Consider the following 12,802-nt stretch of genomic DNA (forward strand, 5'->3'; position numbering starts at 1 on the left):
CCACTCACCCCGGCACTGTACGGCCCGGCCCCTGCGCGGACGCCCCTTACGAACACCTGAGGCCGATGACCTGCCGATCGCCCGCTGAGATCCCCGCGTAGGGTACCCCCTCCCTCCACCGGGGGCCGGGCCGTACAGTGCCGGGGTGAGTGGATCGGGAGTGGGCGGCAGGATCGGGCGTACTCGGCTCGCCGCGGGTGCGGCGGCGGTGGTCACGGTGGCGGCCGGGCTCGGGGTCAGGGCCCTGGCCGAGGGCGACTTCGCGAAGTACGCGGGCGACGCGCTCTACACCCTGCTGATCTACGCGCTGGTCGTCGTGGCCGCGCCCAGGGTCAGGCCGCCGGTCGCCGCCCTGGTGGCCGCCGGGGTGAGCTGGCTCGTGGAGTTCGCGCAGCTCACCGGCGTACCGGCGGCACTGTCCCAGGAAAGCCCGCTGGCCAGGCTGGCGCTCGGCACCACCTTCAACCCCCCGGACCTCTTGTGGTACGCGGTGGGCGCCGCCTGCGGCCTGATCGCGCACACCCTGGCCCGGCGTCACTGACCGGCCGCCCCCAGAAGGCTCAGGCGGGCTTGCGGGCCACGCCGCAGAAGGCGTCGACCTCGGGCGGTGCGCCGAAGGGAGTCGCCTCGGGACGCCAGCGTGAGACCGGGACCAGGCCGGGCTCCAGCATTTCCAGGCCGTCGAAGAAGCGGGCGATCTGCTCAGGTGTGCGCAGCCGGTACGGGTCGCCGGCGGCGGCGCGGTGGCGTTCGCCGGTCCTTGCGCCCTCCTGGTCGAAGACGGCGGTGCCGTCGTTGAGGGCCAGGTGGCTGCCCGGCGGCAGGGCGGCGAGCAGCCGCCGCACGATGGCGTACGCCTCCTCGTCGTCCGCGACGTTGCCCATGATGCCGAGCAGGATCAGCCCGACCGGGCGGTCGAAGTCGAGCGTCCGCGCGGCCTTGGCGAGAATGCGCTCGGGGTCGCGGACGTCGGCGTCGATGTAGTCGGTGGCCCCCTCCGGCGTACTGATCAGCAGCGCCCGGGCATGGACCAGTACCAGCGGGTCGTTGTCCACGTAGACCACCCGGCAGTCGGGCGCGGCCCGCTGGGCGACCTCGTGCGTGTTGTCCTGGGTGGGCAGGCCCGTCCCGATGTCCAGGAACTGCCGGATTCCGGCCTCGGCGGCCAGGTGGCGCACCGCCCGGCCGAGGAAGGCCCGCGAGTGCCTGGCGACCTCGATGATCCCCGGGAACACCTCGCGGATCCGGTCGCCGACCTGCCGGTCGATCGGGTAGTTGTCCTTGCCGCCGATCCAGTGGTTCCAGACCCTCGCCGAGTGCGGGCGGCTCGTGTCGATCTTCGGGGCGGCGGGCTCCCCGGGTGAGGACTCCAGGCGGTCTGCCATGATCGGAAATTACCATCCCCGATCGTGCCGCGGTGTCATGGGTCAGCATCGATCACGGCAGATCGGCCATGTCATGCTGCTTTCGTGGACGAAAGCGACGAACGCGCCGAACTCACCACCGGCTGGAAGGCGCTCGCCGGCGACTCCCCCACGTCCCTCGCGGTCGCCGCCGAGCTGGTCGCCCGCTGGGCCGAGCCGCACCGCCGGTACCACACCCTCGGCCACCTGCGCGCGGTGCTCGCCGCCACCGGCCGGCTGGAACGGCACGCGGCCGACCCGGTCGCGGTACGGCTGGCCGCCTGGTTCCACGACGCCGTCCACGAGGGCCTGGCGGGACGTGACGAGGAACGCAGCGCACAGCTCGCGCTGCGGCTGCTGCCGCGCTGCGGGGTGCCCGCCGCACGAATCGCCCGCACCGCCCGGCTGGTACGCCTGACCGCGACGCACGACCCCGCGGACGGCGACGCCGACGGGGCGGTGTTGAGCGACGCCGACCTGGCGGTCCTGGCCGGACCCGGCTACGACGCCTACGCCCGCGCGGTGCGGGAGGAGTACCGGCATGTGCCGGACCCGGCGTTCCGCGCCGGGCGGGTGGAGATCCTGCGCCGCCTGCTCGCCGCGCCCCGGCTCTACCGGACCCCGCTGGGACACGACCTGTGGGAGGCGGCGGCCCGCGCGAACCTGGCCGCCGAGCTGGACCGGCTCACCGGCGGACCCGCCGCCGGCGCAGCCCGGAGGCGATGAGCCTTCGCAGCAGCTCCCGCGAGGTCACCGCCTCGGCCCCAAGGGCCACGGCGCGGGCGTGGACGGTCTCCGGCACGTCGTAGTGGTCGCGGTCGAAGGCGCGCGGCGGCACCTCCAGCCGTACCGCGAAGGCGTGCAGCTCCTCCAGCGAAGTGTCACTGACCAGGTGCGACCAGAGCAGCCCGCGCGGCCCCGGCCACATGGGCGGATCGATCAGCACGGTCACGTGGTCAAGGGTAGACGCACCGGACGTACCGGGATACGTGCCGCGAACTTGCGGGGACTTGCGCGGGGCGCGCCTCCGGCCTGACATGCTGGAGAGTGAACGCCTGAACAAGGAGCACCGATGAGAATCGAACTCGACGTGGAGCGATGCATCGGCGCAGGCATGTGCGCGCTGACCGCTTCAGACCTCTTCGACCAGGACGAGGACGAGGGCACCGTGGTGCTCCTCGCCCAGCCCGCCACACCCGCCCAGGAGCGGGCGGCCAGGCAGGCGGCCGACCGGTGCCCCAGCGGCACCATCCGGGTCGTGGACGACCATGCCAGGCAGGAGTCGTCGGCGACGACCTGAGTGCTCCCCGGGCGGGGCCCTTCCGAGCGCGAAGGCGCTCCCGCCCGGCCACGCGGCGCTCAGGACCGGCTTCGCCCGGCGCGCCGGCCGGCCACGGCCGCCCGGCGCAGCTCCGGGGCGTCGCCGTCGTCCAGCCGGCCCAGGAAGCCGGCGAGCGTGTCGGCGACGTGACCCAGTGACCGGGCACGGAACAACACCGGTTGATAGCCGGAGATCTCGTACGGCGTGGCCAGCATGCCGGGCACGTCCAGGTCCGCGAGCCGGCAGCCGCCCAGCCTGCCCAGCTCGCCGTAGGACGACAACAGCGCGGCCCCGTACGCCTTGGGCACCCCGCCCTCGTCCACGACGCCGTACTCCAGGGTGAACCAGTAGATGTCGGTGACGATCTGCAGCGCCTCCTCCGTCTCCAGACGGGCCGCCGCCTCGCCGACCAGCCGGTAGATCGCGGCGAACTCGGGCAGCGCGAGGTGCGCCCCGTGCCCGAAGACGTCGTGCACGACGTCGGGCTCGGGGGAGTACATGGGTACGGCGGGGTGGCGGATGAACTGCACGGCGTGGAAGTAGCCGCGCGCCATCGAGCACAGGAATCGCCGGCTGGCCACCGCGCCCCCGGCCAGTGTGTAGTCGAAGCCGGTCAGCCGCCGCAGCCGCGCCCCGATCTCCGCGTGCTGCGGGATGTGGTCGGCGGGGATCGCGGCGGCCTCTCTCCCGTCCAGCGCGGCACGGCAGGCGTGCGCGCGCTGGGATTCGGCCAAGGCCCGGTGGACCTCGCGCCAGGTCGCCTGCTCCTCCTCGGTGTAGAGCACCTGGGGCGACGGGTCGCCCACCCGATGACCCCGCGCCGGCGCGGCCAGGGATCTGCGGCGCGCGAGGTAACGCGGATCGCGCATGCCGGGATGCTCGGCGGCCCTGCCTACGCCACCGCCGACGGTGATGGGAGTCCGGCGCCACACATCGCTCATAACCTGCTTAATTACCGCATAGCCAGACAAGCACACCACTTCTGACCTGGCATTATCCCCTCGGACGATCCGCGCCACCCCCTCGAGCGACTCGTGCCGCCGAGATTGTCGGCTAATTCACTTGTCGAATCGTTCAACAATTTTTACCGTAAGAGGGATGCTTCTCCCCCCTCACGGAGGCAACGCCATGTCATACAGGATCGGAGTCATCGCCGGGGTGATCGCGGCCGTGGTGGGGCTGCCCACGCTGATCGGCCTGGTCGGCGGCCTGGAGCGCACCGCGGCCGGAGAGGTCGCGGTCGTACGGGACGGCGGGCCGTTCGACGACAACGCGATACGCCAGATCATCGACCCCGGCTCCGGGCTCACCTGGGCCGGGATGTGGTCCAGCGTGCACACCTACCCCGCCCAGCAGCGCTTCTACACCATCACCTCCGACCCCAAGCGAGCGACCGCGCTCGGGGTGGACGTGGTGACCACGCCGAGCAGCGACGGCGTGAACCTCGGCATCGAGGGCACCCTCTACTTCACCCTCAACCTCGACCACGAATCGCTGCGGCGCTTCGACGACCGGTACGGCACGCGCACCTTCCGCGGCCAGGACGACGACGCCCGGCACGCCTGGGAGGGCGACGAGGGCTGGGCGGCCTTCTTCGGCCAGGCGGTCCGGCCGGTGATCGACAACGCGATGCGGGTACAGGTGGGCGCGCACCGGTGCGCCGAACTGGTCGCCTCGTGCGGGCTCGTCCAGGAGACCGGCGCCAAGGCGGGGCTGGAGGTCCGCGACACCGTGACCAACGTGGTCAAGGTACAGAACGGCGTCAACGCCAGCCTGGCCCGCGACCTGCCGGCCATGCTCGGCGGTGACTTCATCGCCGGCGTCCGTTTCAACCTGGTCAAGGTCACGCTTCCCGCCGAGGTGCAGAAGGCCGTGGACCGCTCGCTCGCCGCGGCGGCCCTGGTGTCGGAGGCCAGGGCGAAGGTCGCGCAGGCCGAGGCGGAGTCCGAGGCCAACCGGGCGCGCCAGGAGGGCTACGACAAGTGCCCGGCGTGCGCGGACATCGACAGGCTCAAGTCGCTGCCCCGGGGCATCACCGTCTACGCGCCGGGCAACGCCGACGCGGTGGTGGTGCCCAGCCGGTGAGCCCGCCCGGCGGGTCAGGGGGTCAGGCGTCGGCGGCGCAGCGGAAGCCGGTGTGGCCCGAGGAGGAGTCGCCGGTGTTGCCCATCCGGGCGGCCACCCGGTAGCGGGTGCAGTAGGAGTCGTGGCACAGGTAGGAGCCCCCGCGCAACACCCGGGCCGGGCCGTCCGGCGGGCCCGCCGGGTTGTCGCGGGGGCCGTCGATGTGGAAGGTCGCGCTGAAGCGGTCGGCGCACCACTCCCAGACGTTGCCGGAGACGTTGTGCAGGCCGTAGCCGTTGGGCGGGAATGAGCCGACGGGGGCGGTGCCGCGGTGGCCGTCCTCGGCGGTGTTCTTGGTGGGGAACGCGCCCTGCCAGATGTTGCACATGTGCCGCCCGCCGGGGGTCAGCTCGTCACCCCACGGGTAGCGCCGCCGGGAGAGCCCGCCGCGGGCGGCGTACTCCCATTCGGCCTCGGTGGGCAGCCGCAGCCCGGCCCAGCGGGCGTAGGCGGCGGCGTCGTTCCATGAGACGTGGACCACGGGGTGGTCCCACCGCTCCTCCACGGTCGAGCCGGGGCCCTCCGGGTGCCGCCAGTCGGCCCCGCGCACCGCGCACCACCAGGGGGTCTCGGCCACCCGGGGCGAGTCGCGGCGCAGCGCGCCGGGCAGGAACCCGGCGAACACGTGCGACCAGCCGTACCGCTCGGCCTCGGTGACATGGCCGGTGTCGGCGGCGAACTCCGCGAACCGCGCGTTGCTGACCGCGTGGACGTCGATCCGGAACGGCCGCAGGCGCACCTCGCGCACCGGCCCCTCCCCGTCGGCGGGGAACCCCTCGCCGTCCGTGCCGCCCATCAGGAACGGCCCGCCGGGCAGCGGGACCATTCCCCCGGTCACCGCCGGAGCGGCGGAGGGGCGCGGAGCAGGCTCGGCGAGCGGCAGAGGTGCGGCCGCCGTCTCGCCCCGGGAGGGCGCGCAGCACGCCGGTAGGTGCTCTTTCGACATCATCACCGTTTCGCGATCGGGACTCGCCACCTCGCCGATTATCCCGGACCGCCGCCCTCCGCGCGCCCCCGGGGCCTGCGGTCTTGCCCTCCGTTGCGCCCATGTCATTGACGCGGGCCAGCATCCCGGGCTACCTTCACACCAAACTTTTAAGAAACCTTACTAACAATTAGCCGGACTTCCGGACGGCTTGGAGTGACCTGTGCCGCGATCACCACCCGTACCGCCCCGATGACGATCCGCAGGGGGCCATGCGTGAGCAACGCCGCTCACCACATCAGAACTCGCCACACCGCAATTCGGACGTGGAGCAGCACACAATGAACTCTAGGATTTACACCCGCCTCGCGGCAGCGGCGGTCGCGGTGGTGATCCCGCTGGGTACGGCGTTCGCGGTCGCGCCCGGCGCGTCGGCCGCGCCGGTCGCGCTTCGCGCGCAGGCGGCTCAGGCTTGGGCGCCCTACACCGCTTACACCGCAGGCGCCGTCGTCACCTACAACGGTGTCGACTACGAGTGCCGCCAGGCGCACACCTCCCTGCCCGGCTGGGAGCCCACCAACGTACCGGCCCTTTGGAAGGCGTCGTCGGGCGGCGGTGAGGACACCCAGGCCCCCAGCGTGCCCGCGAGCCTGCGCAGCACCGGCGCGACGGACACCACCATCTCCCTCGCCTGGAACGCCGCCACCGACAACAGGGCCGTCACCGGCTACGAGGTCTACCGCGGCGACACCCTGGTCACCACCACCAACGCGACCACGACCGGCTACACCGACACCGGCCTGACCGCCGACACCAGCTACACCTACACGGTCAAGGCCAAGGACGCCGCGGGCAACCGCTCGGGCGCCAGCAACGCGGTGACCGCCAAGACCACCGGCGGCGGCAGCGGCGATGACACCGAGCCGCCCACCACGCCCGGCAACCTGCGCAGCACCGGCGCGAGCGGCAGCACCATCACGCTGGCCTGGAACGCAGCCACCGACAACCGGGCCGTCACCGGTTATGAGATCTTCCGCGGCGGCACGCTGGTGAACACCACCAACGGCTCCGCGACCGGCTACACCGACAGCGGCCTGACCGCCAACACGTCCTACACCTACACGATCAAGGCCAGGGACGCGGCGGGCAACCGCTCGGGCGCCAGCAACGCGGTGACCGCCAAGACCACCGGCGGTGACACAGGCGGCGGCAACAAGCTGCTCGGCTACTTCGTGCAGTGGGGCATCTACCAGCGCGGCTACCACGTCAAGAACATCGACACCAGCGGCTCGGCGGCCAAGCTGACCCACATCAACTACGCGTTCGGCAACGTCCAGGGCGGCCGGTGCACCATCGGCGACTCCTATGCCGACTACGACCGCTTCTACGGCGCGGGCGAGAGCGTGGACGGCCAGTCCGACACCTGGGACGCCGGGGCGCTGCGCGGCAACTTCAACCAGCTCCGCAAGCTCAAGGCCAAGTACCCCAAGCTGAAGGTGCTGTTCTCCTTCGGCGGCTGGACCTGGTCCGGTGGCTTCCCCCAGGCCGCGGCCAACCCGACCGCGTTCGCCGACTCCTGCTACAAGCTGGTCGAGGACCCGCGCTGGGCCGATGTCTTCGATGGCATCGACCTCGACTGGGAGTACCCGAACGCCTGTGGCCTCACCTGTGACACCAGCGGCCCGGCGGCGTTCAAGAACCTGATGCAGGCGGTGCGCGCCAGGTTCGGCCCGGACAACCTGGTCACCGCGGCCATCACCGCGGACGGCACCGAGGGCGGCAAGATGGACGCGGCCGACTACGCGGGCGCGGCGCAGTACGTCGACTGGTACAACGTGATGACCTACGACTTCTTCGGCGCCTGGGAGGCGAAGGGCCCGACCGCCCCGCACTCGCCGCTGACCGACTACCCGGACATCCCGATCAAGGGCTACCACACCGAGCAGGCGATGTCGCACCTGATCGGCAAGGGCATCCCGGCGAACAAGCTGCTCACCGGCATCGGCTTCTACGGCCGCGGCTGGACCGGCGTCACGCAGAAGGAGCCGGGCGGCACCGCCACCGGTCCCGCGCCGGGCACCTACGAGCAGGGCATCGAGGACTACAAGGTCCTCAAGACCCGCTGCCCGTCCAACGGCACCATCGCCGGAACCGCGTACGCCTTCTGCGGTAACCAGTGGTGGAGCTATGACACCCCGGCCACCATCGTCAGCAAGATGGGCTGGTCGAAGAGCAGGGGCTACGGTGGCGCCTTCTTCTGGGAACTCAGTGGAGACACCACCAACGGTGAGCTGATCAACGCGATGAAGAGCGGCCTGGGCTAAGGCCGTACGGCGGGGCCGGGGAGCGCGTCTCCCCGGCCCATTGCCGTTTCCGGGCCCCGCTTGCCGCTACGCGAGGAAGGCGTCGATCGCCGCGCGGTGCGGCATCGAGGTGGTGGCCCCCTCGCGCTGTACCGACAGCGCGGCGGCGGCCGAGGCGAACCGCAGCGCGGCGGCGGGCTCGCCGCCCTCGGCCCGGGCCACCGCGAGCGCGCCGACGAAGGTGTCGCCCGCCGCCGTGGTGTCCACGGCCGTCACCGGGAAGGCGGGCACGTGGAGGGGACCGCCGGGAGTGGTCTCGCGCCCGCCGTACAGTACGCCGCGCGCGCCGAGCGTGACCACCGCCTCCGGAACGCGTTCCAGCAGCGCGCACAGCGCGCGCCGGGGGTCGTCGTGCCCGGTGATGGCCGTGGCCTCGTGCTCGTTGGGCACGATCAGGTCCACGGCGTCGAGCAGTTCGGCGGGCAGCGGCACGGCGGGGGCCGGGGTGAGGATGACCGGGGTGTCCGCGCACCGGGCCGCGGCGATGACCGCCTCCATCGGGAGTTCGAGCTGAACGAGCAGGGCCCCGGCGGCGGCGATGGCCGCCGCGCCCGCCTCCCCCGGCCCGGTGAGCGTGCCGTTGGCGCCCGGCACGACGATGATCGAGTTGGCTCCGGAGTCCTCCACCACGATGTGCGCGATCCCCGAGGGGCCGGGCACGGTGCGCAGGTGGGTGACATCGACTCCCGCGCCGGCGAGCGCGCCGCGCAGCTCGGGCCCGAACGCGTCCTCGCCCACCGCGCCGACGAACACCACCCGGCCCCCGGCCCGCGCGGCGGCCACGGCCTGGTTGGCCCCCTTGCCGCCGGGGACCGTGCGAAAGGCCCGCCCGGTGACGGTCTCGCCGAGGCCGGGGGCCTTCGCGACGTAGGCCACCAGGTCCATGTTGGCGCTGCCGAAAACACTGATCATCCGATCTCCCCGGTGGCGGCCGTGCCGACGGCTCCGGTGACGGCCTGCGTGACGGCTCCGGTGACGGCGAACTCGCCCGCCAGGTAGCGCTCGGCCAGTGCGCAGCTCTGCTCGGTGTACCCGGCGCCCAGCTCGCGCGCCGCCCCCGCGGCCGGGTGCGAGCCGATCCAGGCGACGAGCATCAGCCTGCGGAACATGATGAACGTCCAGATGTCCGCCGCTCCGGCGTCCGGAAGCGGGGCCACCGTCCGATACCCGCGCGTCCAGGCGTCGATCAGCTCGGGCACCAGCGGGTGGTGCTCGATGAAGCTGAGCGCCGCCGCGAGGTCGTACAGGTACCAGCCGTAGCCGCAGTCGTCGAAGTCGATCACGCTGGGCGGGGCGTCCCCCGCCACCAGCAGGTTCGCCAGGCGCAGGTCGGCGTGGATCAGCCCGTACCGGTCGGGGCCGGTGCCGGCGCGGGCCAGCCGTGCCCGCAGCGCCGCGTCCAGCCGGCCCAGCACGGCGCGCGCCTCCCCATGCACCCCGGCGCCGTCCTGCCAGCGGCCCCAGCGCGCCTCGCGGCCCAGCGCCGCGTCGTAGTCCCAGCGGAAGCGGGTGAACCCGGCCGGGCCGCGCCAGCGCCTGGCGTGCCGGTGCATCCGCGCGGTGACCTCCCCCAGCCGCTCGAAGTCGGCGGCCAGCCGTTCCTCGCCGGGCTCGGCGCCGGGCAGGAACTCGAACAGCACGCAGGTGCGCGCGGGCCCGCCGTACGGGTCGGGCACGATGACGGTACGGTCGCCGCCGGCGGCGGGCAGCACCCGCGGCGTGGTGACCCCCTCGTCGCGGCGCAGCGCCGACAGCCAGTCCAGCTCGGACTCGATCGCCGCCCGCGAGTGGTAGCCGAGCCGGTGTACCCGCAGGATCGCGCGCTCGCCGCTTTCCGGGTCCAGCACCCGGAAGGTCGCGTTCTCCGACACGTTGATGAGCTCGGCGGTCGCCGCGGGGGACAGCCGGTAGCGGGCGAGCGCCGCACGGGCGACCTCCGCGACCCGGGAGAGCACGCCGTCACCGGCGGACAGATCGTGAATCCGCATGCCCTTCTTCTATCAGCTACGGCATGGTTCCCCACCCGGTCCGATCTTGCGGTGGGATGGCGGGCGAGGTAGGAACGAATCGGCCGGACGTGCGGGTGTGGTGGGCGGAGGGCGCGCGAACGTGAACCTGGAGCTTGCGCTGCGAATGTGCGAAGCGGCGATCAAGGAGGCCGCCCGTTCGGGGGCGGTGGTGTCGGTGGCCGTGGTGGACGCGGGCGGGCACCTGCTGGCCTTCCAGCGCATGGACGGCGCGGAGATCGCCGGACCGGCGCTCGCCCCCGGCAAGGCGTACACGGCCGTGGCCCATCGCATCGCCACGGCCGACCTCGCCCCCCTGGTGCAGCCGGGCGGCGAGCTGTACGGCCTGGCGGCGGGCGGCGGATTCGTCTGCTTCGGCGGCGGCGTCCCGCTGTGGGACGAGCACGGCGAGGGCGACCGGGTGATCGGCGGCGTCGGGGTCAGCGGCGGCACCATCGAGCAGGACGTGGCCTGCGCCGAGGCGGCCGTGGCGCTGTGGGAGACCTCATGAGCGCGCCGGACCGCCCCTGAAGGCCGTCCCAGCGGCCCGAGAGGCGGCAAACCCCTTCCCTTGCGGGCCTGGAGGCGGAAAACTCGTGTCCGCCACGATTAGAAACGGCATCACGGGTAACACAGACGCGATCCAGGACGCCGAGGAGGAGAATCACCCATGGCCCTTCCCGTACTCACCCGCGCGCAGCGCCAGGCGGCGCTGGAGAAGGCGGCCGAGGCCCGCGCCGCGCGCGCCGCCCTCCTGGCCAAGATCAAGAAAGGCGAGATGTCGTTCGCGGACCTGCTGGACCGCGAGGACGAGATCACCAAGAAGACGAAGGTCTCCCAGGCGCTGCGCGCGGTCAAGGGGGTCGGCCCGGCCAAGGCGAACGCCCTGATGGAGCAGGCCGGCGTCGATCCCAACCGGCGGATCGGCGGCCTCGGTGCCCAGCAGCGCCGCAAGCTGGTCGACGCGCTGTCCTGATCGTCTCGCGCCGGGCGCGCTCCCCCGCGCGCCGCGAGCCGTCTCAGGACCGCAGGTAGGTGAGCACGGCCAGCACCCTGCGATGCTGGTCGGTGTCCTCGGTGTGCAGGCCGAGCTTGGCGAAGATGCTGCGAATGTGCTTTTCCACCGCGCTGTCGGTGATCACGAGCTGCCGGCCGATGGCGGGATTGGACCTGCCCTCGGCCATCAGGCCCAGCACCTCGCGTTCGCGCGGGGTGAGCTGGGCCAGCGGGTCGTCGCGGCGCCGTCGTACCATCAGCTGCGCCACCACCTCGGGGTCGAAGACCGTGCCGCCCCCGGCCACCCTGCGCAGGCCGGCGAGGAACTCGTCGACGTCGATGACGCGGTCCTTGAGCAGGTAGCCGACCGCGCCGCGGGCGTCGGCGAGAAGGTCGTCGGCATACGACACCTCCACGTACTGGGAAAGGATCAGCACCGGTGCGCCCGGCACCTGGCGACGCGCCTCCACCGCGGCCCGCAGTCCTTCGTCGCTGAAGCTCGGCGGCATCCGGACATCGACCACGGAGACGTCAGGGCGGTGCTCGACGATGGCCTTGACCAGGCTCTCCCCGTCGCTCACCGCCTCGACGACCTCGCAGCCGAACTCCTCCAGCAACCTGATCAGGCCCTCCCTGATCAAGACGGCGTCATCGGCCACAACTACCCGCACGGCACCTCCGCGACGATGAGCGTCGGCCCTCCGGACGGCGACTCGACGGCGAGATCGCCATCGACCGCCCGCAGCCGGTCTGCCAGACCGGCCAGGCCATGTCCCTTGGCGACGTGCGCGCCGCCGACACCATCATCCCCGATCGTGAGCAGCAGCACGTCGCCGGTGCGGACCAGGGTGACCGTGCACAGTGAGGCGCGGCTGTGCTTGGCCACGTTGGTCAGGCTCTCGGCGACCACGAAGTAGATGGCGTTCTCCAGAGCCGCGGGGTAGCGCTCGGTGGTCTGCACGTCGATCTCCACCGGGATCGTGCAGCGGCCGGCCAGCGCCGCCAGGGCCGGGGCGAGCCCGCGGTCGGAGAGGATCGGCGGGGCGATGCCCCTGGACAGGGCGCGCAGCTCGTCAAGGGTCTCGCGGGTGGCCACGATCGCGTCCGACAGCGTGGTCTGCGCGGCGTTCGGATCCTTGGCCATCTGCCGCTGCGCGCGGGACAGCTCCATGGCCAGGTGCACCAGCCGCTGCTGCGGGCCGTCGTGGATGTCGCGCTCCAGCCGGCGCAGCGCGGTGGCCTCGGCCGACACCGCGGCGGCGCGGCCCTGCGCGAGGTCGTCGATGCGCTCCTGAAGCTCGGCCACACCGGTCAGCAGGACCCTGCCGAGCCCGCCGCGCAGCAGCGCCACCAGGCGCAGCGCGAAGGGCATGGTGATGGCGGCGGCCGCGCCGATGGCGAAGTTGAGCCCGGCGTCCACGAGGTAGATGTCGGGAAGGTCGAGCACGTGGGCCAGGCCGTTGTTGCCGGGGATGTTGAACAGGATCCACCCGTAGATCGGGTAGGTCAGCCCCACGACGGCGGCGCACCACCAGACCACGGTGGCCACGAAGCCGAGGATGGCGAACGGGAAGACCACGATCCCGAAGACCAGGTCGAGCCAGGACTGCCCGCTGGTGATCGGGTTGACAATGCGGCGGAGGGGGCCCGCGGTCTCTGGGGGG

Annotated in this window: 15 protein-coding genes; 7 read left to right on the top strand and 8 right to left on the bottom strand. The window is 72.4% G+C overall.

Features of this window, described 5'->3' with window-relative positions:
- Positions 1–145: 145 nt before the first annotated feature.
- Positions 146–541, top strand: a complete 396-nt coding sequence (locus C1I98_RS24525) for a ribosomal maturation YjgA family protein (RefSeq protein ID WP_111169781.1) — start codon at positions 146–148, stop codon at positions 539–541.
- Between the two features lie 19 nt (positions 542–560).
- Here the strand turns inward: C1I98_RS24525 and C1I98_RS24530 are convergent, their stop codons facing one another.
- A complete protein-coding gene (locus C1I98_RS24530; RefSeq protein ID WP_111169782.1) occupies positions 561–1,385 on the bottom strand; it encodes an SAM-dependent methyltransferase in 825 nt (274 codons plus the stop codon).
- An 84-nt stretch (positions 1,386–1,469) separates the two neighbouring features.
- Here C1I98_RS24530 and C1I98_RS24535 point away from each other — a divergent pair, with 84 nt between their 5' ends.
- Positions 1,470–2,129: an HD domain-containing protein gene (locus tag C1I98_RS24535; RefSeq protein ID WP_111169783.1), complete on the top strand. Its 660-nt coding sequence runs from the start codon at positions 1,470–1,472 to the stop codon at positions 2,127–2,129.
- Here the strand turns inward: C1I98_RS24535 and C1I98_RS24540 are convergent.
- Positions 2,089–2,355: a DUF4031 domain-containing protein gene (locus C1I98_RS24540; RefSeq protein WP_111169784.1), complete on the bottom strand. Its 267-nt coding sequence runs from the start codon at positions 2,353–2,355 to the stop codon at positions 2,089–2,091. The two genes, C1I98_RS24535 and C1I98_RS24540, sit on opposite strands and share 41 nt — an antisense overlap.
- A 120-nt stretch (positions 2,356–2,475) precedes the next feature.
- Here C1I98_RS24540 and C1I98_RS24545 point away from each other — a divergent pair, with 120 nt between their 5' ends.
- Positions 2,476–2,703 carry a ferredoxin gene (locus tag C1I98_RS24545; protein ID WP_111169785.1) on the top strand — a complete coding sequence of 76 codons (228 nt, stop codon included), beginning with the start codon at positions 2,476–2,478 and terminating at the stop codon, positions 2,701–2,703.
- Positions 2,704–2,762: 59 nt separating this feature from the next.
- On the opposite strand, the gene C1I98_RS24550 is transcribed toward C1I98_RS24545, so the two are convergent.
- Positions 2,763–3,665 (bottom strand): phenylalanine 4-monooxygenase, encoded by a 903-nt coding sequence (locus tag C1I98_RS24550; RefSeq protein ID WP_111169786.1) that lies wholly within the window; start codon positions 3,663–3,665, stop codon positions 2,763–2,765.
- 187 nt (positions 3,666–3,852) lie between these two features.
- On the opposite strand from C1I98_RS24550, the gene C1I98_RS24555 reads away from it, so the two are divergent.
- Positions 3,853–4,809 (top strand): SPFH domain-containing protein, encoded by a 957-nt coding sequence (locus C1I98_RS24555; protein WP_111169787.1) that lies wholly within the window; start codon positions 3,853–3,855, stop codon positions 4,807–4,809.
- A gap of 22 nt (positions 4,810–4,831) precedes the next feature.
- Here C1I98_RS24555 and C1I98_RS24560 read toward each other — a convergent pair whose 3' ends face one another.
- Positions 4,832–5,794 (bottom strand): formylglycine-generating enzyme family protein, encoded by a 963-nt coding sequence (locus C1I98_RS24560; RefSeq protein WP_111169788.1) that lies wholly within the window; start codon positions 5,792–5,794, stop codon positions 4,832–4,834.
- 320 nt (positions 5,795–6,114) lie between these two features.
- Between C1I98_RS24560 and C1I98_RS24565 the strand changes: the two genes are divergently transcribed.
- A complete protein-coding gene (locus C1I98_RS24565; protein WP_111169789.1) occupies positions 6,115–8,097 on the top strand; it encodes a glycosyl hydrolase family 18 protein in 1,983 nt (660 codons plus the stop codon).
- A 66-nt stretch (positions 8,098–8,163) separates the two neighbouring features.
- Here C1I98_RS24565 and C1I98_RS24570 read toward each other — a convergent pair whose 3' ends face one another.
- Positions 8,164–9,048 (bottom strand): ribokinase, encoded by an 885-nt coding sequence (locus tag C1I98_RS24570; protein ID WP_111169790.1) that lies wholly within the window; start codon positions 9,046–9,048, stop codon positions 8,164–8,166.
- The gene (locus tag C1I98_RS24575; RefSeq protein ID WP_111169791.1) at positions 9,045–10,124 is read right to left on the bottom strand and encodes a phosphotransferase enzyme family protein; all 1,080 of its coding nucleotides are present in this window, start codon (positions 10,122–10,124) and stop codon (positions 9,045–9,047) included. Before C1I98_RS24575 ends, C1I98_RS24570 begins: the two co-directional genes overlap by 4 nt.
- Before the next feature lie 121 nt (positions 10,125–10,245).
- Here C1I98_RS24575 and C1I98_RS24580 point away from each other — a divergent pair, with 121 nt between their 5' ends.
- Positions 10,246–10,653, top strand: coding sequence for a GlcG/HbpS family heme-binding protein (locus C1I98_RS24580; protein WP_111169795.1), 408 nt, complete (start codon positions 10,246–10,248; stop codon positions 10,651–10,653).
- A gap of 159 nt (positions 10,654–10,812) precedes the next feature.
- Positions 10,813–11,118, top strand: coding sequence for an integration host factor, actinobacterial type (gene mihF, locus C1I98_RS24585; protein WP_111169792.1), 306 nt, complete (start codon positions 10,813–10,815; stop codon positions 11,116–11,118).
- A 43-nt stretch (positions 11,119–11,161) separates the two neighbouring features.
- On the opposite strand, the gene C1I98_RS24590 is transcribed toward mihF, so the two are convergent.
- A complete protein-coding gene (locus C1I98_RS24590; RefSeq protein WP_111169793.1) occupies positions 11,162–11,809 on the bottom strand; it encodes a response regulator transcription factor in 648 nt (215 codons plus the stop codon).
- Positions 11,800–12,802: sensor histidine kinase (locus tag C1I98_RS24595; protein ID WP_111169794.1), on the bottom strand; the 1,003-nt coding region annotated here is incomplete at its 5' end. The genes C1I98_RS24595 and C1I98_RS24590, both read right to left, overlap by 10 nt.

The organism is Spongiactinospora gelatinilytica, from assembly GCF_003236385.1.
In the GTDB taxonomy this organism is placed as follows: Bacteria; Actinomycetota; Actinomycetes; order Streptosporangiales; family Streptosporangiaceae; genus Spongiactinospora; species Spongiactinospora gelatinilytica.